The following is an 18,205-nucleotide window of genomic DNA, read 5'->3' on the forward strand; positions in this document are numbered from 1 at the left end:
GCATGTCAGCCACGAAGAACCCGCAGCCGAACACCGGCCCCCTGCCCCGTGACGTCGCCGACGCCTTCGTCGACGAGCTCGTCGCCCTCAACCCCGTCACGGGCACCTACCTCGGCGTGAAGGAGAGCAACAGCAAGCTTCCCGACGCCTCCCCCGAGGGCCAGGAAGCCCTGGCGCGGCTGGCACGCACGACACTGGCCCGGCTGGACGAGGCGGAACGCAGGCCCGGCGCGGACAGCGAGATGGAGCGTCGCTGCGGACGGCTGCTGCGGGAGCGGCTCACCGCGCGCCTCGCCGTGCACGAGGCCGGCGAAGGGCTGCGCGCCGTCGGCAATCTGCGCACGATCCCGCATCAGGTACGGGGAGTCTTCAACGTGACCCCGATGGAGACCGACGAGGACTGGGCGGCGATCGCCGAGCGGCTGCGCGCCGTACCGGCCTCACTGGAGGGCTACCGCGCGTCGCTCGAACTCGGCCTGGAGCGCAAGCTGTTCGGGCCGCCGCGTCCGACGGCCACGTTCATCGGCCAGCTCGGCGAGTGGGCGGGCGAGGAGAGCGGGTGCGGTTGGTTCGAGGAGTTCGCGTCCGCGGGACCGGACGCGCTGCGGGCCGAACTGGACGCCGCGGCACAGGGCGCCACCGCGTCCGTGGTCGCACTGCGCGACTGGATGCGGGACGTCTACGCGCCGACGGTCGAGGGCGCCCCCGACGTCGTGGGCCGCGAGCGCTACGCCCGCCTCTCCCGCGAGTGCAACGGCGCCGACCTGGACCTGGACGAGGCGTACGCGTACGGCTGGTCGGAGTTCCACCGGCTGCTCGCCGAGATGAAGGACGAGGCCGAGAAGATCCTGCCCGGCGCGGCCACGCCGTGGGTGGCGCTCGCGCACCTGGACGAGCACGGGGCCCACATCGAGGGCGTGGACGAGGTCCGCGGCTGGCTGCAGGAGCTGATGGACGAGGCGATCGACGCGCTGCACGGCACGCACTTCGAACTCGCCGAGCGGGTACGGAAGGTGGAGTCGCACATCGCGCCGCCCGGCACCGCGGCCGCCCCCTACTACACGGGCCCCTCGGAGGACTTCTCACGCCCCGGCCGCACCTGGCTGCCGACGATGGGCGACACCCGCTTCCCGGTCTACGACCTCGTCTCCACCTGGTACCACGAGGGCGTGCCGGGCCATCACCTGCAGCTCGCCCAGTGGGCGCACGTCGCGGAGAACCTCTCCCGCTACCAGGCGACCGTCGGCCTCGTCAACGCCAACGTCGAGGGCTGGGCGCTGTACGCGGAGCGGCTCATGGACGAGCTCGGCTTCCTCACGGACCCGGAGCGCAGGCTCGGCTACCTCGACGCCCAGATGATGCGCGCGCTGCGCGTCATCATCGACATCGGCATGCACCTGGAGCTGGAGATCCCCGCGGACTCCCCCTTCCACCCGGGCGAGCGCTGGACACCGGACCTCGCCCAGGAGTTCTACGACGCGCACTGCAGCAGGCCCACGGATTACGTGGCCAGCGAGATGACGCGCTATCTGACCATCCCCGGCCAGGCCATCGGCTACAAGCTCGGGGAGCGCGCCTGGCTGCTCGGCCGGGAGAACGCGCGGCGACGTCACGGCGCCGACTTCGACGCCAAGGCGTGGCACATGGCCGCACTGTCCCAAGGCTCGCTGGGCCTGGACGACCTGGTGGACGAGCTGTCGAAGCTCTGAGAGCGCGGTCGCCGAGGACGGGCCGTTCGCCCCCTCGCCTCGTCGAGCGCCGCGTAAGGGGTGCGGTGCCGCTCAGCCGCACCCCGTCAGCACCCGCAGTCCTCCCCGTCGACCGGAGCCGTGAGCGCGTCGGGAGTGCGCCGCTCGCTGCCCTCCCACGTATCGAACTCGAAGCCCTCGCGCGCCCAGTACTCGAATCCGCCGAGCATCTCCTTGACCTGGAAGCCGAGTTGGGCAAAGGCGAGCGCCGCGCGGGTCGCGCCGTTGCAGCCGGGGCCCCAGCAGTAGGTGACCACCGGCACCGCCTTGTCCAGCAGTGCTTCGGCCTGTTCGGGGATCAGGGCGGTGGGCAGGTGGATCGCGCCGGGGATGTGGCCCTGGTCCCAGGACGCGGTGGAGCGGGTGTCGACCACGACGAAGCCGGGGTCGCCATCGGCGGCGAGCGCGGGCGCCACGTCGGAGACGTCGGCGTGGAAGGCGAGACTCGCCCCGAAGTACGCGGCGGCCGCGGCGGGCGAGGCAGGCGGGACCCGCAGGACGGGGCTCACGGCCGGCTGCGTGTTCGCGCTCTTCACGTCGGTGATGTTGTTCATGGCGAAAAATCTACGGGTGGCGGCCTGAAGCCTGAAGGGCCGATCCCCGGCGTCCCGTTGACCTCACCGTCGAATTCCCGGTGGTCGGCGGCAGAAGGCAGGTAATGAGCGGAGACGGTACTGGTCCAGACCGGAGCCGTTTCATCATGCAGCCACCAGCAATCCCACGCAGATGGCCCGCAGGCCGACACCGGCGTTCCGTACCGCGAGCTGCCAACTCCCGCCCACCCCGCACAGCATCCGGAACGGCGCCATTCGGACACCGAACCACCGCTGCGCATCCTTGAGTTGGCGGACGAATCGGCAGCCGACCCCTTGCGCCACCGATGCCACCTCTGCCAGATTCGCCCCAGCCAGAGATGGCATGCCCGCGACAGGAGATACCCGCTTCCGGTCCGTGCACTGCTGCATACCTATGCAGCCTCGTCCTCATCCAGGACGTTCCATTCCCCACATAATGGAGACGAACGTGCGAATAACCAGACTTCTCCCCGCGCTCGCGGCCACCGCCGTCGCCGTTCTGGGGCTCGCCCCCACGGCAGCGGCCCAGAGCGCGGCGCGGGCGGACGCGCCCACGGTGGCGTCCGTCAACTCCCCCCGGCCCATCATCGGCGGCGGCTACGCCAGCAACGCCCCCTGGGCGGCCCGGCTCTTCTCCAACGGCCGGCAGACCTGCAGCGCCACGATCATCGCCCCGACCTGGATCCTCACCGCGAAGCACTGCGTCAGCGGCGGTGGCCTCTCGTTCCGCATCGGCAGTCTCGACCAGACGTCCGGCGGCACCACGGCCAACGGCGTCGGCGTCCAGAGCCACCCGAGCGCCGACCTCTCCCTCGTCCGCCTCGACCGCTCCGTCCCGGGCACCTACGCACGCCTCGGCTCGCCGGGCTCCGTGACCGTGGGCCAGACCGTACAGGTGTACGGCTGGGGCGCGACGTCCCAGTGCGGTCAGGAGATCAACTGCCAGTCCCGGCTCCTCAAGGTCGCCAACGTCGTCGTCACCGGCGGCTGCCGCGACGCCTACCAGGGCCAGGCCATCTGTGCCCGGCGCGGCGACGGCATCACCGCGGGCGGCGACTCGGGCGGTCCGATGATGGGCAACGGCGCGCAGGTCGGCGTCGCCTCCACCAGTGACCGCCAGACCACCACCGCGTATACGAACGTGACGGCGTACCGCTCCTGGATCCAGAGCATCGCCGGCGTCTGACGGGGCGTCCGGGCCGTCCGGGCAGGACGGCCCGCTCGGCCCGCGCGTACTCGTCGGGACAGGTCGTCACCGACGAGTACGTGCGAGTACGCGCACCTCCCGGCGCGCCGCCGACGGCCGGATCTCCCGCATCCTCGCGCGATCGTCCCCGGCCCCCCTCTTGATCGGCCGGGGATTTCCCTGTTACCTCTCGGTCATGACCGGTTATTCCACGGACGCCACCGACTGGCGCATACTCGATGTCCTCCAGCGCGAGGGCCGCGCCAGCTACGCCGAACTGGCGCGCGCCGTCTCGATGTCCGCGAGCGCCGTCACCGAGCGCGTGCGGCGCCTGGAGGAGGCGGGCGTCATTCAGGGGTACGCGGCCGTGATCGACCCGGAGCGGCTCGGCCTCCCCATCCTGGCCTTCGTTCGCCTGAGATACCCCAACGGCAACTACAAGCCCTTCCACGACCTGGTCGACGCGACCCCCGAGATCCTGGAGGCGCACCACGTCACGGGCGACGACTGCTTCGTCATCAAGGTCACCGCACGCTCGATGCAGCACCTCGAAGAGGTCTCGGGAAAGATCGGCGCGCTGGGTTCGGTGACGACGAGCGTCGTCTACTCCTCTCCCCTGCCACGCCGCCCGCTCGGACGCTGACTTCGGGCACGGGACCGTCTGGTGTCTGCCCCTCCGCCGGTCTCCGCACCCAGTCGCCCCGCTGCCGCACGGACGACGCCTCCCATCCCTTCACGACCTCGACATGGCTGACGATTCCTTCGAGGTGCGGGTGCCGGTCTTCTGCGTCCCGGGGGCGATGAATACCCGTATTCCACAAAGCGGTAGGGCCAGGAACTGAGCCACTCCCCGGTGTCGCGGGCAGGAGCCGACGACGGGGCCATTGTCGATAACGTGACCAGAAATGGCAATTTTAAGCCAAAGTTTGCTACTTCAGTCTATTTGGAGACATTTGATCAGCATTTGGGGTGTGTAGCACGTTCCATCTCTCTACGTTGGGGACTGTCAGGCGGAGTATCTCTCCGCCTGAACAATCGAAGGAAGTAACACCATGCGCACCATGCGCACGACCACTGCCAGGACCTTCCTGATCGCCACGATCGCCGTAGCCGGCCTTACCGTGACGCCCGCTCTCGCCTCCGCCCAGCCGGGTTCGGACACCGCCCGGGCTCACAGCGCCGCCGGGGCCCCCGGCAGTAACGGAGCCAACGGCGTTGGGGTCCTCGGTGGTATCGGTGGCCTCGGCGGCACGGGTGGCGCCGCAGGCGCCAACGGCAATGGCGGCAACGGAGGTACCGGAGGCAATGCCAGCGGTATCGCAAGTGTCGGCGGACTCGGCGGCACGGGCGGAGCCGGCGGCGCCAACGGCAACGGCGGCAACGGCGGCTTCGGTGGCGAGGCCAAGCTCGGCGGCACGGGCGGCAAGGGCGGCGTGGGCGGCGTCGGCAATGACGGTACCGGTATCAACGGTGGCAAGGGCGGCAACGGCGGCGCCGCCGTCGTCAGTGGCGGCCACACGGGCGGCACGGGCGGCGCCGGTGGCGCGGCCAGCCCGGTGTGTCCGGGTAAGCCCGGCGGCGACGGAACCGCGGCCACGACAGTCGCGAACGGCACCACCGGCGCCACAGGCGCTGCTGGCAAGACCACTCTCCCCTGCTGAACATCCCGGTGAGCGGGGCGCAGCAGCAAGAGGAGAAACCCCGGCCCGGAACATCACACCCCATCACTGCTGAGTACTGTCAGGCAGTCAACGGAGTGCCGAAGCCCGGAAAGCGCCCGGCTGAGATTTCTCAGCCGGGCGCTTTCCGTCAAACAATCCGGCCACGCGAATCACGAGCTGGGCAGGACGGGTGGCGCCGGACCGGCCACCGGCCTCCGGCGCAGGAGTACTGTGGATGCACCAGGGGCACTTCGTACTCCGGCATCCACGCGGGTCTCGTCCTCGGTGAACAACGGCATCGGGGACGACCACAGAGTCGCTCCGAAGACGGGTTCGCGTCATGATCGCGACCATCACCCCTACCACCCGCCCTCCTTCACCTCTCGCTGCTCGGGTGACGCTGCGGTCCCCGACGGGCCGCGGGCTGCTCGACGGCGCCTGGTGGCCCCGTTCGCGGGACCTGATCGCCGAACTCCCTGCCCTGGCGGACGTACTCGACCCGCTGTGGGGCCGCATCACCCGCATCGCCGTCAACCCGATGCTCTGGCCCGTCGTCCCGCGTAAGGTGACCCTCCGCGACCGCGTGCTCAAGATCGGTTGGTTCACCCCCGAACTGGACCCTCACAAGGTGCTGTTGCTGTCTCACGGAACCGACCGCTGGGACCTTCTGGTGATCCCGCCCGAAACGGATTCCGCGAGCGCCACCCGGCTCATGACCGCCGCAGCCGACCCGGACGGACCTCCACTGACCGCCACCGCGCTCGTCGCCACCGAGATCGCGCGCCACCACGACGCCGTGAACGGCGGCCTCCCGCAGAACGCACGGGAGGCAGGGGAGTGCGAGGGCGGCGCTGCCTCCGCCCGCGTCGGCCCCACAGCCGCGGGGCAGTGACCACCGTCGACACCGCGCTCACCGCAGCCACCTTCCTGCCTCTGATCGCCATCGAGGCGTACGTAATCCACCGCCTCAACGCACAGCACGCCGAGAGGATCGCCTTGCGCACCTGCAGCCGCACACTGCCCGGCAGTCACGCCCCCGCCGAACCGAAGAACGGGGACACGCCGCCTCATCAGCCGCCCCCGCCGGTCTCCCCGGCCGATCGGCACGACCATCGCAACGGGGGCCGCGGGCGGTTCCCGGCGCGCCGCCGCCGCAGCCGCACCACGCACAAGCGGCCCCGCTGAGCTTGGCCTCGTCAAGGAGACCAGGCCGGCGTCCATCACTGCACCGTCGTACTGGCGGAACGGGAGGCCCTGAGCCCCGGCGGGGATCTGCCCGCGAATGGTGGGCGCACCGTCCGATTCCAGTCGGTCAGACTTCAGACGAGCCAAGCAGTCGTAGGCAAAGGCCCCTGCGGCCGAGTAACTACTGGCGCCGACTGGTCCGGAGGCCTTGTACTGCGGGACACCACCCGACACCCTTCACACCGAACACAAAGCCGTGCCGTACTACGAAGCAGTCGAAGGCGGCGTCGGACCCTCACTGAACGGACGCTGCTGGACGACCGAACTCGAAACCGAGGCCTGCGCCCTCAGCCCCCGCCCCGCTGCCGCACGGACGACCCTTCCCGTCCCTTCACGACCTCCAACTGCGCGTGCACCCGCCGCCGCAGGTCCGCGACGTGGCTCACGATGCCGACGCTGCGGTCACGTTCGCGCAGGGAGTCCAGGACGTCGAGCACCTCGTCGAGGGTTTGGTCGTCGAGGCTGCCGAAGCCCTCGTCGATGAAGAGCGTGTCCAGGCGGACGCCGCCCGCCTCGTCGGTGACCACGTCGGCGAGGCCCAGGGCTAGGGCCAGGGAGGCGAAGAACGTTTCGCCGCCCGACAGCGTCGACGTGTCGCGTTCGCGGCCCGTCCAGGCGTCCACCACGTGCAGGCCGAGGCCCGAACGGCCGCGCCCCGTGCGGTCGTCGGAGTGCACGAGGGTGTAGCGGCCCGATGACATGCTCCGCAGCCGGGCGGTCGCGGCGGCGGCGACCTGTTCCAGACGGGCGGCGAGCACGTACGACTCCAGGCGCATCCGGCGTTCGTTGTCCGCCGAGGTGCCCGCGGCGAGACCGGCGAGCCGCGCCACCCTGTCGTACTCGGCCCGCAGGGGTGCCAGCCTGCGCATCGCGGCGAGCGAGCGGGCGGAGAGGCGGTCCAGTTCGGCGCAGCGCCGCTCGGCCGCGTCCCGTGCGGAGGCGGCCTTCCGCAGGCGCAGGCCCGCAGCTTCCGCGGCCTCGCGTGCGGCGGTCGGGTCGGCGGGGGGCCGCTGCGCGGCGGCGGCCGTGTCCGGTTCGGCGAGGACGGCGCGGACCGCGGCTTCTTCGGTGCGCCAGGCGTCGATGCGGTGCTGGGTCTCGCGGTACCGGGCGTCGTCGAGGAGCGCCGCGGCCGCGGCCTCCGGCGTGTCGAACCCGGCGCGGTAGGCCGCGTCGGCGAGGCGGGCGTCCGCGGCCTTGAGCCGCTCGGCGGTGTCGGCGGCGGCGCGTGCGGCGTCCGCGGCCTCGGTGAGCAGCGCGGCCTGCCGCTCCAGTTGGTCGGCACGGTCCGCGACGCTGCCGCTGGCGCCCCGGGCCCTGGTCAACTCGGCGTCCAGTGCCTCCTGTTCGCGCACCAGGGCGTCGCGCAGGGTGGCGCGGGACGCGGCGCGCCGCGCGGCCTCCTGCTGTCCGGCGAGCCGTCGGTCGTACTCGCCCTCGGCCCGGGCCAGCGCCTCCCTGGCGGCGTGCAGCCCGGAGGCGCGGTCGCGGGCCTCTGCGTGCGCGTGCAGCAACGCGTCGACGGCGTAGGCGAGTTCGTCGGTGGTGGGGTCCGTCTCGGTGTGGCCGTCGACGCCCTCGGCCTCGACACCGTCCGGGAGCGCGCCGTCCGGCAGCGCGCCGTCCGAAAGCGGACCGCCGCGGGCGGCCGCCGTCGCCGCCGCGAGGGATTCGCGTACGTCCCCGAGGGCACGCTCTGCGGTCTCCCGCGCCTCGTCGGCCTCGCGGTGGGCGGCGAGCGCGGCCTCTTCGGTCCGGCGGTCCACGTGCCCGGCGACCTTGCGGGTGGGGGCGGGGTGTTCCGTCGCGCCGCACACGGCGCAGGGCTCGCCCTCGGTCAGATGCGCGGCCAGTTCGGCGGCGATGCCGGTGAGACGCTGTTCCTTGAGCGCGAGCCAGTGTTCGTGCGCGGCGGTGGCGGACTCGCGGGCGGTGAGGGCGCGCTCCTGTGCCGCCGCGGCGTCCTCGGCGAGGCGGTCGCGGCGGCGGGCCGCGGCCAGGCGGGCCCGGGCCGGTTCGAGCCGTCCCGCCAGCCGCTCGGCGCGGGTCGCGGCCTCCTGGGCGGACTCGATGCGCTCCTGGAGCGTGGCCCGGGTCGCCTCCCAGCCGTCGAGCCAGCCCGCCGCGTCCTGGAGCAGTTCGTCGTCGGCGCGCTCCTGGCGGTCCAGCGTCGCCCGCTCGGCGGTGATCTCGGCGATCCGCCGCTCGGCGCGCCGGGCGGACGCGAGGCCGCCCAGCTCCTCGGCCGCCGTGCGCGCGGCGGCGGCGAGACCCGCAGCCCCGGAGCCCGCGAACGTCCCGGGCAGTCGGCCACGCGCGTGTGCTTCCGCCTCCGTGGCCTGGCGGTGCTCCGCGTCGGCGCTGTCGCGCAGGCCGAGCGCGGGGGCGACCGTCTCGGCCTTGCGGGCCCGTTCCAGCCGCTCCGCGAGCTCGCGCTGCTCGTCCTCGCGCGCGTGGAGGGCCGCGGCCCGGGCCCGCGCTTCGGCGAACCTGCCCTGCAGCCTGTCCAGTTCGCGTACGTCTCCGAGCCGGCGCTCCGCGGCGGCCTGGGCGGATTCGGCGGCCGAGAGCGCACACTGCGCGACGGTGAGGCGTTCACGGGCGCCCGCGCGGGCGACGGCGGCCCAGGTGAGGACCGCGTCGGCGAGGCCCGGGTCGCCGGGGGCGGCGTCGGGCAGAAGCAGTTCGGCGCCTCGGCCGTCGTCGCCCGCGGCCTGCTGCATGCGGTGCGCGTCGGCGAGGAGTGCCGCGTCCCCGTCCTTGACCTCGGCCTCGGCGGCGCGCCGCTGTTCGGCGAGCCGCTGCTCGACGGCGGCGAACCGCCGCGTGTCGAAGAGCCGTCCCAGGAGCTTGCCGCGCGCTTCCGCGTCCGCCCGCAGGAACCGGGCGAAGTCTCCCTGGGGCAACAGCACGACCTGGCAGAACTGCTCCTTGCTCATGCCGAGCAGTTGGCTGACCTCTTCGCCGATCTCCTGGTGGGACCGGCTGAGGTCCTTCCAGCCGCCCGTGCCGCCGGGCTCCGCGTCCTGTGCCGCCCCGGCGTCGTACTCGCGCAGCCAGCTCTGCGCCTTCTCCGTGGTGGTGCCCGTGCCGCGCTTCTTCGGGCGCGCCCACGGAGGCTGGCGGGTGATCTCCAAGCGCCGCCCGGCAACGGTGAGTTCGAGGCACACCTCCGTGCGCGTGCCCTGCCGCGCGTGGTCGCTGCGCAGCGTCATGCCCTGTCCGCTGCCCTGCCGGGCGCCCGGCACCGAGCCGTAGAGGGCGAAGCACACGGCGTCCAGGACGGAGGTCTTGCCGGCGCCGGTCGGGCCGTGCAGCAGGAAGAGTCCGGCGGCGCTGAGGTAGTCGAAGTCGATGTCCTGGGTGGTGCCGAAGGGCCCGAAGGCGGTGATGCGGAGCCGGTGGAGCCTCATCGGGCGACCTCGCGCAGGGTGTCGTCGGTCCGGACGGCGTCGAACGCGGACCGCAGCACGTCCCGCTCGTGCTCATCGGGCCCGGCGCCGCGCACGTGCGTCACGAAGTCCTCGGCGATCTGCTGGTCGCTGCGGCCCTGGAGCCGCTGGGCATAGGAGACGTCCGGGTCGTCGGGGGCCCGGTCCGGGTCGAAGACGAGGCTGAGGGTGTGCGGGAAGCGCCCGCAGAGCCGCGCCATGGGGTCGTCCGGGCGCACCGCGTCGGTGAGGGTGGCCTCGACCCACGCCTCTTCGTGGACGGTGAGGTCCGGGTCGGCGAGGAGATCGTCGAGGGCGCCCCTGAGACGGGCCAGCGGGCGCGGCACGGGGCAGTCGAGGCGCTCGGCGTCGATCTCCCCCTCGGGGCCGAGGTCGATGAGCCACATGCTCTTGCGGTGGTCGGCCTCGGAGAAGGAGTACGGCAGCGGGGAGCCGGAGTAGCGCACGCGGGCGCCGAGGGTCTGACTGCCGTGCAGGTGGCCGAGTGCCGTGTAGTCGACGCCGTCGAAGACCGCTGACGGCACGGCGGCGACACCGCCGACGGTGATGTCCCGCTCGCTGTCGCTGGCCCGGCCACCGGTGACGAAGGCGTGGGCGAGGACGACGGAGCGGGTGCCGGGCGCGCGGGCGGCCAGGTCGGCGCGCACCCGGTCCATGGCGGCGCCGATGACCGCCTCGTGTCCCGCCTTCTCCACCGCGAACTCGTCCTTGACCAGGGCCGGTTCGAGGTAGGGCAGACCGTAGAAGGCCACGTCCCCGTGGGCGTCAGCGAGGACCACGGGCTCCGCGCAGGCGGCGGGGTCGGTGCGCAGGTGGATGCCTGCGCGGTCGATGAGGCCCGCGCCGACCCCGAGGCGGCGTGCCGAGTCGTGGTTCCCGGAGATCATGACGGTCGGCACGCCGAGGTCGGCCAGCCGGTGCAGGGCGTCGTCGAAGAGCTCGACGGCCGCGAGCGGCGGCACCGCCCTGTCGTACACGTCACCGGCCACCACGACGGCGTCCACGTCGCGCTCGCGCACGGTCGCCACCAGGTGGGCGATGAACGCGGCCTGGGCGTCGAGCATGTTCACGCGGTGGAACGATCGCCCCAGATGCCAGTCGGACGTGTGCAGCAGCCTCATGATTCACGAGACTAACGGGCGGGTCGGACATCACGGGCGGCCCCTCCCGCAACCGCTCCCCCACGGGGTCCCCCGGTGAACGCTCGTCCGGGTCCCGCCGTCCCGCGCGCGTCAGGCGTCCCCGTACGCCTCTCCCCCGAGCTCGAACGCCGCGCTGCCCGCGGTGGCGTCGGCCAGCCAGCTCCGGAAGGCCGCCACGTCGGCGTCGGGCAGGCCGATCTCGATCGTGACCGCGTCGCCGTAGCGCACGTCCCGCACCTCGCGCCCGGCCGTCCGCAAGTCGTTCTGCATCTTGCCCGCACGCTGGTGGTCGACCGTGACGGTGGCGAGCCGGAAGCGGCGGCGGGTGACGGTGCCGAGTGTGTCAAGAGCCTCACCGACCGCTCCTCCATAGGCGCGGATGAGACCGCCCGCGCCGAGTTTGACGCCTCCGTAGTAGCGGGTCACGACGGCGGCGACGTACCGCATGTCGCGGCGCATCAGCATCTGCAGCATCGGGACGCCCGCGGTGCCGCCGGGCTCGCCGTCGTCGCTCGCCTTCTGTACGGCGGCATCGGCCCCGATGACGTAGGCGAAGCAGTTGTGGCTGGCGGTGGGGTGTTCCTTGCGGATGCGGGCGACGAAGTCCTGGGCCTCCCGTTCGGTGGCCGCGGGCGCCAGGGCACACAGGAAGCGCGAGCGGTTGATCTCGGTCTCGTGCACGCCCTCGCGGGCCACTGTGCGGTACTCGTCCTGCATCACGCCAGCGTATGCGCTCGTCGGCGGACTGCCGCACCCGGGAGGGCGGCCGAGGTGGCGTGGGCCACAGGAGGCCCGTGTCCGGGGCCAGCCCGGTACCGTGATCTCTCGTGACGTCTCCTTCCATACCCGTGCGCCAAGACCCGGGCCCCGCCGGGCCCTTGGCAACCCTGCTCGCCGGCGTGCCCGTCACGGTCGTCGAGACCCACCACGATCCGGCCGACGCCGTCCTCTTCCCCGAGGAGGAGGCGGTCGTCGCGAACGCGGTGGCCAAGCGGCGCAACGAGTTCACCACCGTGCGGCACTGCGCCCGTACGGCGCTGGCCCGCATCGGCGTGCCGCCCGCGCCGATCCTGCCGGGGCAGCGCGGGGCGCCGGGCTGGCCCACCGGTGTCGTCGGCAGCATGACGCACTGCGCCGGGTACCGCGCGGCGGTCGTGGCCCGCGCGGGCGAGGTGACCTCGCTCGGCATCGACGCGGAGCCGGGCGAGCCGCTGCGCGACCCCGACGTCCTGAACCTGGTGGCCGACGAGGTGGAGCGCGCCGCGCTCGCCGCGCTCGGCGCCCGGTATCCGGCGACGCCCTGGGACCGGCTGCTGTTCAGCGCCAAGGAGTCCGTCTACAAGACGTGGTTCCCCCTCACCGGTCGCTGGCTCGGCTTCGAGGACGCCCGGGTGGAGCTGACCCCGGAGGGCACGTTCACCGCACGGCTCCTGGTCGAGGGGCCCGTGGTGGAGGGCGTCGAACTGACGGGGTTCTCCGGTCAGTGGGTCGTACGGGACGGGATCGCGGCGACGGCCATCGTCCTGCCGGTGACGTCGACGCTGCCGGTCGGGTGACGGCCGGTCCGCCCTGCCGCCGGGACCGGTTCGCCGCAGGTCAGCCCTTGACCTTCCCCTCGTCCTCGGTGCTCGCGAGCGTGTGCTCATTGCTCGCGAGCGTCTCCCAGAACATCTCTTCGTAGCGCCCCACCAGCGTGCCGAAGCGCAGGTGCGCCGTCGTCACACTGCCCCGGCCGAGACCGGCCCGCACCGCGGCGAGCGCCTGCCGGTCGAGGTCCGGTGCGGGCTCGGCGAAGAGGTCGAAGAATCCGCAGGCCTCGTCCGCGAAGCCGTAGTGGTCGCGCAGCGCCCGGGCGATGGTCGCGCAACTGCGGCCCCAGACCGCGAAGTTCGCGGTGAGGGCGAGGACGACGTCGGCCGGTTCGCCGTTCAGGGCGAGCCAGGCCACGTACGCCGGGTAGGCCTGGCAGCCCGCCTGCGGTTCGTACGTCGCCGCCTCGTCCTTGCTCACCGCGCAGGCCTCGAGCAACGGGGTGAGCCATTCCCCGGCCAGGCTCTCGCCGTCGGCGAGGGTCTCGAAGAACGCGGCGGACTCCAGGTCCCCGGCCTCGGCCGCGCGCCGCGCCAGGTGCTGGAAGGAGCGCCGGTCGGCCGGGATCACGTGCCGCTGCTCCAGCGCGAGGACGGCGAGCGTCCGCACACGCGCCGAGCCGTCGGCGATGCGCGGGACGAGGGGGTTCGTGTCGGGGTCGGGGGCGAGGCGGGCGGCCGTGGTCCGCAGGAGCTCCTGTGCCGTCGGAGTCATCGCACGCACCTTCCGCTGGGCGGGAACCGGGCGGGAACTTCTCGGCCCGACTGCTAGTTTCTACTCTGCTGTAGAAATAGGCGAGGACCCGGACCTGCGCGCAGCGTACCGGGCCCCTCGTCCAACATCCCTGATACACCGATACGTTTACGGAGTTTTCCCCATGGCCCTGTGGGACCGCGTCAAGGAATCCGCATCGACGATGCAGACTCAGTTGATGGCGAAGAAGAACGACCTCAAGAGCGGCGCCTTCCGCGACGCGAGCATGGCGATGTGTGCCCTGGTGGCGGCCGCGGACGGCACCGTCGACCCGTCCGAGCGCCAGCGCGTGGCCCAGCTCATCGGCACGAACGAGGTCCTGCAGAACTTCCCCGCGGACGACCTGCGCCGCCGCTTCGACGAGTACGTGGACAAGCTGACCGCCGACTTCGCCTTCGGCAAGGTCAGCGTTCTCCAGGAGGTCGCCAAGGCGAAGAAGAAGCCCGCGGAGGCCCGTGCGGTCATCCAGATCGGCATCGTCATCGGCGGCGCCGACGGCGACTTCGACAAGGACGAGCAGGCCGTGGTGCGGGAGGCGTGCTTCGCGCTCGACCTGCCGCCGCACGAGTTCGACCTCTAGGGGCGGACGCCGCTTCCGGGCCGCGGCCACGCGTTCACAGTGGCGTGGCCGCGCGCAGGATGAGGACCATCGTGACGGCGGAGTTCGCCGAGGACATCGCGGAGACGGCGGTGCCGAAGGCCGCGGACCACAGGGCGAGCCCCACCGCCGTGAACACGGACGGACGGGTGCGCACCGCCGGCGCGGGGGCGAGCAGCGCGGCGACCCGGCGCGGTACGGGTCCCGGGGCCGCGAGTCCCGCGAGGGTCGGCGCCGGCACGCCGCGCGCGACCAGGGCCGCCTTGCCGATCGCGCGGGCGACGACGCGGCGGTCCCGTACCTCGCGGGCGGCCGCCTCGTCGGCCCAGCGCTCCGCGGCGTAGGCGACGGAGGTGCGCAGCGGCCGCAGGAAGGGATTGGCGCGGGCCGCCAGCTGCGTCACGACCAGGTGCCGGTGATGGCGCGCGGACAGATGGGCCCGCTCGTGGGCGAACAGCGCGCGGCGCTCCGGGGCGGCGAGCCGGGAGAGCATGCCGGTGGTGACGACGACACGGCCGCCTGTGCGCGACGGCAGGGCGTAGGCGTACGACGCGTCGTCGGCGAGCACGGCGACGGAGTGGCCGCGCAGCCCGTCGAGGGCGCGGCGCCCGCGCACCCGTACGCGCGCGTGCCGCCCCAGGGTGTGCGCGCAGGCGGCGCAGACCGCGAGCAGGGCGGGGATCGCGACCTTCCCTGCGACCTCGTCATAGGGGACGGCGGCGCGCACCTCGGGGTCGGACCAGCCGTCCGGCAGGGGGTTGCCCGGCAGTTGGGCGGTGCCGACGACCATCAGGAGCGCCAGGCAGAGCGTGCTGCACAGGGCCATCACCCCGGCGACGGCGGTGAGCAGCCGGGTCGCGGTGCGCGGGTGGAGGTGCTGCTCGGCGAGCCGGGCGATCGGCCACGCGGTCAGCGGCAGCACCAGCGGCAGGAAGACGAAGACGCCCATCAGTGGAGAACCCCCGTCGGGTGTCAGTCGTCGGCCTCGGCGCCCGCCTGGCCGAGCAGTCCGCGCAGGAGCTGCTCGTCGTCGGGCGTGAGAGTCGTGACGAAGCTGGCGAGCACGGCTCCGCGGTCGCTCTCGCCGTCGAGCACTTTGCGCATGCGGAAGGCCGCGAGCCCCGCCTCGTCGGAGGCGGGCAGCCACGCGAAGGACCGGCCGGCGCGCTCGCGGGTGACCGCGTCCTTCGCGAGGAGGCGGGTGAGGATCGTCATGACGGTCGTGTACGCGAGGTCGCCGCCGATGCGCTGCTGCACCCAGGCCGCGCTGACGGGCCCGCGTGCGGCGTGCAGCGCGGCGAGCACCTGCGACTCCAGCTCGCCCTGCGCGCGACGGCGCAGCCGCGGCGGCCGCTCGTCGTGCTCGTCGTGGTGCGTCATGCCCGGAAACCCTCCAGCCTCTGCGTACTCCACGGCGGACGGGGAGCGCCCTATCGTAACGGGGCACCGCCGCACGACCCACTTCTACATTCCTGTAGATTTCGGGAAGCCAGAATCCAGTACCCAGAACACGGACCTCAGGAGGACATCGTGGGAGTTTCCCTGGCCAAGGGCGGCAACGTCTCGCTCAGCAAGGAGGCCCCGGGCCTCACCGCAGTCCTGGTCGGCCTGGGATGGGACGTGCGCACCACGACCGGCACCGACTACGACCTCGACGCCAGCGCGCTGCTCTGCGACGACTCCGGCAAGGTCGTCTCCGACCAGCACTTCGTCTTCTACAACAACCTGACGAGCCCGGACGGCTCGGTCGAGCACACCGGCGACAACCTCACCGGTGAGGGCGAGGGCGACGACGAGGCCGTGAAGGTGAACCTCGCGCAGGTGCCCACGGACATCTCGAAGATCGTCTTCCCGGTATCGATCCACGACGCCGAGAACCGCGGCCAGAGCTTCGGCCAGGTCCGCAACGCGTTCATCCGCGTGGTGAACCAGGCGGACGGCGTCGAGATCGCCCGCTACGACCTGTCCGAGGACGCCTCGACGGAGACCGCCATGGTCTTCGGCGAGCTCTACCGGCACGGGGCGGAGTGGAAATTCCGCGCGGTCGGCCAGGGTTACGCCAGTGGGCTGCGCGGCATCGCGTCGGACTTCGGTGTGAACGTCTGACCAGCGCGCGTCCCTGACGACATCCGGCCGCGACCCAGAGGAGACAGACCATGTACGGCGACCAGGAAACGGTGCGCAAGATCCTGACGGAGCTCGGCGACACCTGGGCCGTCGTGGGCCTGTCCAACAACCAGGACCGGGCCGCGTACGGTGTCGCGGCCGTCCTGCAGCGCTACGGCAAGCGGGTCGTGCCGGTCCACCCCAAGGCCGAGACGGTCCACGGCGAACAGGGATATCCGTCCCTGTCCGCCGTGCCGTTCCCGGTCGACGTGGTCGACGTGTTCGTCAACAGCGCGCTGGCGGGCCCGGTCGCCGACGAGGCGGTCGCCGCGGGCGCGCGGGCGGTCTGGTTCCAGCTGGGCGTGGTCGACGAGGCGGCGTACGACAGGACCCGCGCGGCGGGCTTGGAGATGGTCATGAACCGCTGCCCCGCCATCGAGATCCCGCAGCTGGACTAGCCGGTGACCGCCCGGCGTTCCGACGCGATCAGAACTGTTCGCCGGGCCAGTCGAGCAGCCGTGCGCCGATCACCGCGGTCTGCAGCGTGTAGCGGTGCACGGGATCGGCCGGGCTGGCCCCGGTGAGCTTGTGGATGCGGTCGAGGCGGTAGGTCAGTGCGCGCACGCTGAGCGACAGGCGGCGCGCGGCCTCCGCCGCGACACACCCCGCGTCGAAGAACGCGGCGAGGGTGTCGATGAGGGGCTGCGCCCCGCCGCGGGCCTGCCGCAGCGGCCCGAGCGTATGGACCACCAGATCGGCCATGGCCTGCCGGTCGCGGGTCAGCACGGGGTAGACGAGCAGGTCGGCGGCGTGCAGCACCGGCCCGTCGAGCTCCAGGCGGGCGGCCAGGTCCAGGCCGTTGAGCGCCTCCTCGTACGACTGGACGACGCCGCCGGGGCCGGGCTGCGGGCGGCCGATGACGACGCACCCGCCGTCGGTGGCCGCGTACGCGCGCTTGGCGAAGAACGTGAGGACCTCGCCCTGGTCGCCGGGGGCGATGCACACGAGTCTGCCGTCCTTGGTGGTGACCAGGACGTTGCGGCCGCCGAACCGGCCGATCAGCGCGCGTTCGACCTCGCGGGCGACGGTGTCCCCCTCCTCGTAACCTCTGGTGCCCTGGGCGACGGCGACCGCGTGTTCGTAGGAGAGGCGCAGCCCGAAGCGCTCGGCGCGCTCGGCGAGGCGGCCCAGATCGCTGCGGCCGTGCAGCAGGTCGTCGATGAATTCCCGCCGGGCGGCCTCCTCCTGACGGACCGCGAGACGCTGGGCCCGTTCGTAGCCCTCGGCGAGGGCGTCCACGGCCTGTTCGGCCGCGGCCAGCACGCTGTCCACCGAGGCCGCCCCGGCGGCCGGCCAGTGCGCCCGCGTCGCCGCCAGGTGCGCGCGCACCAGCGCCCGCAGCCCGAGCCCGGCGTCGGCGGCCCGCTCCCCGAGTGCGCGCCGCGACTCCAGCTCCTCGCGGGTCAGGCGGCGCCCGGTCGCCGCGGCGGCGGCCAGGATGCCTGCATAACCGTCGAGGTACCCCTCGGGTATGTCGAGCCCCGTCACGTCCGCCCCCGCTGTCGACCGAATCATTTGGGGTCTTTCTAACGCACAAGGGACCGAAGTCTGTCGGCAGGGGGCGCGTAGTTCCTGAGCGGAGGATGGCGTGAACCGACCGTCACCGGTGCGTAACAGCACGCAAGCGCGGGCCGATGTGGAAGGTATGCCTCTGACTGGTGAATACGAGCCCGGTACCTGGGACTGGGCGAGCAAGCAGGTCGATGTGTACGAGCGCTCCGGCGGTACGGAGGGGACGACCATGAAGGGAAAGCCGGTCGTCGTGCTCACCTCGATCGGCGCCAAGAGCGGGAAGCTCCGCAAGAACCCTTTGATGCGCGTCGAACACGCCGGGGAGTACGCCGTGGTGGCGTCGAAGGGCGGTGATCCCGCCAACCCGTCCTGGTACCACAACCTGATCTCCCAGCCGCACGTGGAGCTGCAGGACGGCACGGTGAAGCGGGACTACCGCGCGCGGGTCGCCACCGGCGAGGAGCGGGAGCTCTGGTGGGAACGGGCGGTGGCGGTCTGGCCGGACTACGCCGAGTACCAGAAGAAGACGTCCCGCGAGATCCCGCTCTTCGTCCTGAGCCCGATCGAGTCCTGAACG

Annotated in this window: 19 protein-coding genes; 11 read left to right on the forward strand and 8 right to left on the reverse strand. The window is 72.5% G+C overall.

The genetic code is table 11. The annotated features are described in order from the left end of the window. Positions 1-2: 2 nt before the first annotated feature. Positions 3-1,709 (forward strand): DUF885 domain-containing protein, encoded by a 1,707-nt coding sequence (locus ACZ69I_RS29550; RefSeq protein ID WP_470835642.1) that lies wholly within the window; start codon positions 3-5, stop codon positions 1,707-1,709. 86 nt (positions 1,710-1,795) lie between these two features. Here ACZ69I_RS29550 and ACZ69I_RS29555 read toward each other — a convergent pair whose 3' ends face one another. Then, complete coding sequence (locus ACZ69I_RS29555) at positions 1,796-2,302, reverse strand: rhodanese-like domain-containing protein (protein ID WP_470835643.1); 507 nt, start codon at positions 2,300-2,302, stop codon at positions 1,796-1,798. A 469-nt stretch (positions 2,303-2,771) separates the two neighbouring features. Between ACZ69I_RS29555 and ACZ69I_RS29560 the strand changes: the two genes are divergently transcribed. From ACZ69I_RS29560 to ACZ69I_RS29580, 5 genes are all read left to right on the forward strand, one after another. Then, the gene (locus ACZ69I_RS29560) at positions 2,772-3,509 is read left to right on the forward strand and encodes a S1 family peptidase (RefSeq protein ID WP_470835644.1); all 738 of its coding nucleotides are present in this window, start codon (positions 2,772-2,774) and stop codon (positions 3,507-3,509) included. A 196-nt stretch (positions 3,510-3,705) separates the two neighbouring features. Continuing rightward, positions 3,706-4,152: an Lrp/AsnC family transcriptional regulator gene (locus tag ACZ69I_RS29565; protein WP_389720531.1), complete on the forward strand. Its 447-nt coding sequence runs from the start codon at positions 3,706-3,708 to the stop codon at positions 4,150-4,152. A 409-nt stretch (positions 4,153-4,561) separates the two neighbouring features. Further along, on the forward strand, positions 4,562-5,170 hold the full coding sequence (locus tag ACZ69I_RS29570; RefSeq protein WP_470835645.1) for a hypothetical protein: 609 nt from the start codon (positions 4,562-4,564) through the stop codon (positions 5,168-5,170). 394 nt (positions 5,171-5,564) lie between these two features. After that, the gene (locus tag ACZ69I_RS29575) at positions 5,565-6,062 is read left to right on the forward strand and encodes a DUF5994 family protein (protein WP_470835646.1); all 498 of its coding nucleotides are present in this window, start codon (positions 5,565-5,567) and stop codon (positions 6,060-6,062) included. After that, positions 6,059-6,355: a hypothetical protein gene (locus ACZ69I_RS29580; protein WP_470835647.1), complete on the forward strand. Its 297-nt coding sequence runs from the start codon at positions 6,059-6,061 to the stop codon at positions 6,353-6,355. Before ACZ69I_RS29575 ends, ACZ69I_RS29580 begins: the two co-directional genes overlap by 4 nt. Before the next feature lie 347 nt (positions 6,356-6,702). Here the strand turns inward: ACZ69I_RS29580 and ACZ69I_RS29585 are convergent, their stop codons facing one another. The 3 genes from ACZ69I_RS29585 to ACZ69I_RS29595 all read right to left on the reverse strand — a co-directional run bounded on the left by ACZ69I_RS29585 (position 6,703) and on the right by ACZ69I_RS29595 (position 11,726). Then, positions 6,703-9,828 carry an AAA family ATPase gene (locus ACZ69I_RS29585; protein ID WP_470835649.1) on the reverse strand — a complete coding sequence of 1,042 codons (3,126 nt, stop codon included), beginning with the start codon at positions 9,826-9,828 and terminating at the stop codon, positions 6,703-6,705. Then, positions 9,825-10,988 (reverse strand): exonuclease SbcCD subunit D, encoded by a 1,164-nt coding sequence (locus tag ACZ69I_RS29590; RefSeq protein ID WP_470835651.1) that lies wholly within the window; start codon positions 10,986-10,988, stop codon positions 9,825-9,827. Before ACZ69I_RS29590 ends, ACZ69I_RS29585 begins: the two co-directional genes overlap by 4 nt. A 111-nt stretch (positions 10,989-11,099) precedes the next feature. After that, positions 11,100-11,726, reverse strand: coding sequence for a YigZ family protein (locus tag ACZ69I_RS29595; protein ID WP_470835653.1), 627 nt, complete (start codon positions 11,724-11,726; stop codon positions 11,100-11,102). Between the two features lie 161 nt (positions 11,727-11,887). Here ACZ69I_RS29595 and ACZ69I_RS29600 point away from each other — a divergent pair, with 161 nt between their 5' ends. Beyond that, complete coding sequence (locus tag ACZ69I_RS29600) at positions 11,888-12,565, forward strand: 4'-phosphopantetheinyl transferase family protein (protein WP_470835692.1); 678 nt, start codon at positions 11,888-11,890, stop codon at positions 12,563-12,565. A gap of 40 nt (positions 12,566-12,605) precedes the next feature. Here ACZ69I_RS29600 and ACZ69I_RS29605 read toward each other — a convergent pair whose 3' ends face one another. Then, the gene (locus ACZ69I_RS29605) at positions 12,606-13,313 is read right to left on the reverse strand and encodes a thiaminase II/PqqC family protein (protein ID WP_470835654.1); all 708 of its coding nucleotides are present in this window, start codon (positions 13,311-13,313) and stop codon (positions 12,606-12,608) included. A 163-nt stretch (positions 13,314-13,476) separates the two neighbouring features. On the opposite strand from ACZ69I_RS29605, the gene ACZ69I_RS29610 reads away from it, so the two are divergent. Then, positions 13,477-13,932, forward strand: a complete 456-nt coding sequence (locus ACZ69I_RS29610; RefSeq protein ID WP_150164242.1) for a tellurite resistance TerB family protein — start codon at positions 13,477-13,479, stop codon at positions 13,930-13,932. A 34-nt stretch (positions 13,933-13,966) separates the two neighbouring features. Here ACZ69I_RS29610 and ACZ69I_RS29615 read toward each other — a convergent pair whose 3' ends face one another. Both ACZ69I_RS29615 and ACZ69I_RS29620 read right to left on the reverse strand, forming a co-directional pair. Beyond that, positions 13,967-14,899 carry a M56 family metallopeptidase gene (locus ACZ69I_RS29615; RefSeq protein ID WP_470835655.1) on the reverse strand — a complete coding sequence of 311 codons (933 nt, stop codon included), beginning with the start codon at positions 14,897-14,899 and terminating at the stop codon, positions 13,967-13,969. A 23-nt stretch (positions 14,900-14,922) separates the two neighbouring features. Next, the gene (locus ACZ69I_RS29620) at positions 14,923-15,330 is read right to left on the reverse strand and encodes a BlaI/MecI/CopY family transcriptional regulator (protein ID WP_467681339.1); all 408 of its coding nucleotides are present in this window, start codon (positions 15,328-15,330) and stop codon (positions 14,923-14,925) included. Positions 15,331-15,480: 150 nt separating this feature from the next. Between ACZ69I_RS29620 and ACZ69I_RS29625 the strand changes: the two genes are divergently transcribed. Both ACZ69I_RS29625 and ACZ69I_RS29630 read left to right on the forward strand, forming a co-directional pair. Further along, positions 15,481-16,056 carry a TerD family protein gene (locus ACZ69I_RS29625; protein ID WP_389720496.1) on the forward strand — a complete coding sequence of 192 codons (576 nt, stop codon included), beginning with the start codon at positions 15,481-15,483 and terminating at the stop codon, positions 16,054-16,056. Between the two features lie 50 nt (positions 16,057-16,106). After that, positions 16,107-16,514 (forward strand): CoA-binding protein, encoded by a 408-nt coding sequence (locus tag ACZ69I_RS29630; RefSeq protein WP_467681342.1) that lies wholly within the window; start codon positions 16,107-16,109, stop codon positions 16,512-16,514. 28 nt (positions 16,515-16,542) lie between these two features. Here ACZ69I_RS29630 and ACZ69I_RS29635 read toward each other — a convergent pair whose 3' ends face one another. After that, complete coding sequence (locus ACZ69I_RS29635; protein ID WP_470835656.1) at positions 16,543-17,631, reverse strand: PucR family transcriptional regulator; 1,089 nt, start codon at positions 17,629-17,631, stop codon at positions 16,543-16,545. A 130-nt stretch (positions 17,632-17,761) separates the two neighbouring features. Here ACZ69I_RS29635 and ACZ69I_RS29640 point away from each other — a divergent pair, with 130 nt between their 5' ends. Next, positions 17,762-18,202: a nitroreductase family deazaflavin-dependent oxidoreductase gene (locus ACZ69I_RS29640; protein WP_467681346.1), complete on the forward strand. Its 441-nt coding sequence runs from the start codon at positions 17,762-17,764 to the stop codon at positions 18,200-18,202. The last annotated feature ends 3 nt before the right edge of the window (positions 18,203-18,205 follow it).

This window comes from Streptomyces sp. NPDC036815 (assembly GCF_055609205.1).

What these genes read in the sequence shown, in the direction of transcription:
- ACZ69I_RS29620 (WP_467681339.1), bottom strand. Translation starts at nt 15,330, where the DNA reads ATGACGCACCACGACGAGCACGACGAGCGGCCGCCGCGGCTGCGCCGT.
- ACZ69I_RS29565 (WP_389720531.1), top strand. Translation starts at nt 3,706, where the DNA reads ATGACCGGTTATTCCACGGACGCCACCGACTGGCGCATACTCGATGTC.
- ACZ69I_RS29590 (WP_470835651.1), bottom strand. Translation starts at nt 10,988, where the DNA reads ATGAGGCTGCTGCACACGTCCGACTGGCATCTGGGGCGATCGTTCCAC.
- ACZ69I_RS29595 (WP_470835653.1), bottom strand. Translation starts at nt 11,726, where the DNA reads ATGCAGGACGAGTACCGCACAGTGGCCCGCGAGGGCGTGCACGAGACC.
- ACZ69I_RS29610 (WP_150164242.1), top strand. Translation starts at nt 13,477, where the DNA reads ATGGCCCTGTGGGACCGCGTCAAGGAATCCGCATCGACGATGCAGACT.
- ACZ69I_RS29555 (WP_470835643.1), bottom strand. Translation starts at nt 2,302, where the DNA reads ATGAACAACATCACCGACGTGAAGAGCGCGAACACGCAGCCGGCCGTG.
- ACZ69I_RS29605 (WP_470835654.1), bottom strand. Translation starts at nt 13,313, where the DNA reads ATGACTCCGACGGCACAGGAGCTCCTGCGGACCACGGCCGCCCGCCTC.
- ACZ69I_RS29570 (WP_470835645.1), top strand. Translation starts at nt 4,562, where the DNA reads ATGCGCACCATGCGCACGACCACTGCCAGGACCTTCCTGATCGCCACG.
- ACZ69I_RS29630 (WP_467681342.1), top strand. Translation starts at nt 16,107, where the DNA reads ATGTACGGCGACCAGGAAACGGTGCGCAAGATCCTGACGGAGCTCGGC.
- ACZ69I_RS29615 (WP_470835655.1), bottom strand. Translation starts at nt 14,899, where the DNA reads ATGGGCGTCTTCGTCTTCCTGCCGCTGGTGCTGCCGCTGACCGCGTGG.
- ACZ69I_RS29550 (WP_470835642.1), top strand. Translation starts at nt 3, where the DNA reads ATGTCAGCCACGAAGAACCCGCAGCCGAACACCGGCCCCCTGCCCCGT.
- ACZ69I_RS29585 (WP_470835649.1), bottom strand. Translation starts at nt 9,828, where the DNA reads ATGAGGCTCCACCGGCTCCGCATCACCGCCTTCGGGCCCTTCGGCACC.
- ACZ69I_RS29635 (WP_470835656.1), bottom strand. Translation starts at nt 17,631, where the DNA reads ATGATTCGGTCGACAGCGGGGGCGGACGTGACGGGGCTCGACATACCC.
- ACZ69I_RS29640 (WP_467681346.1), top strand. Translation starts at nt 17,762, where the DNA reads ATGCCTCTGACTGGTGAATACGAGCCCGGTACCTGGGACTGGGCGAGC.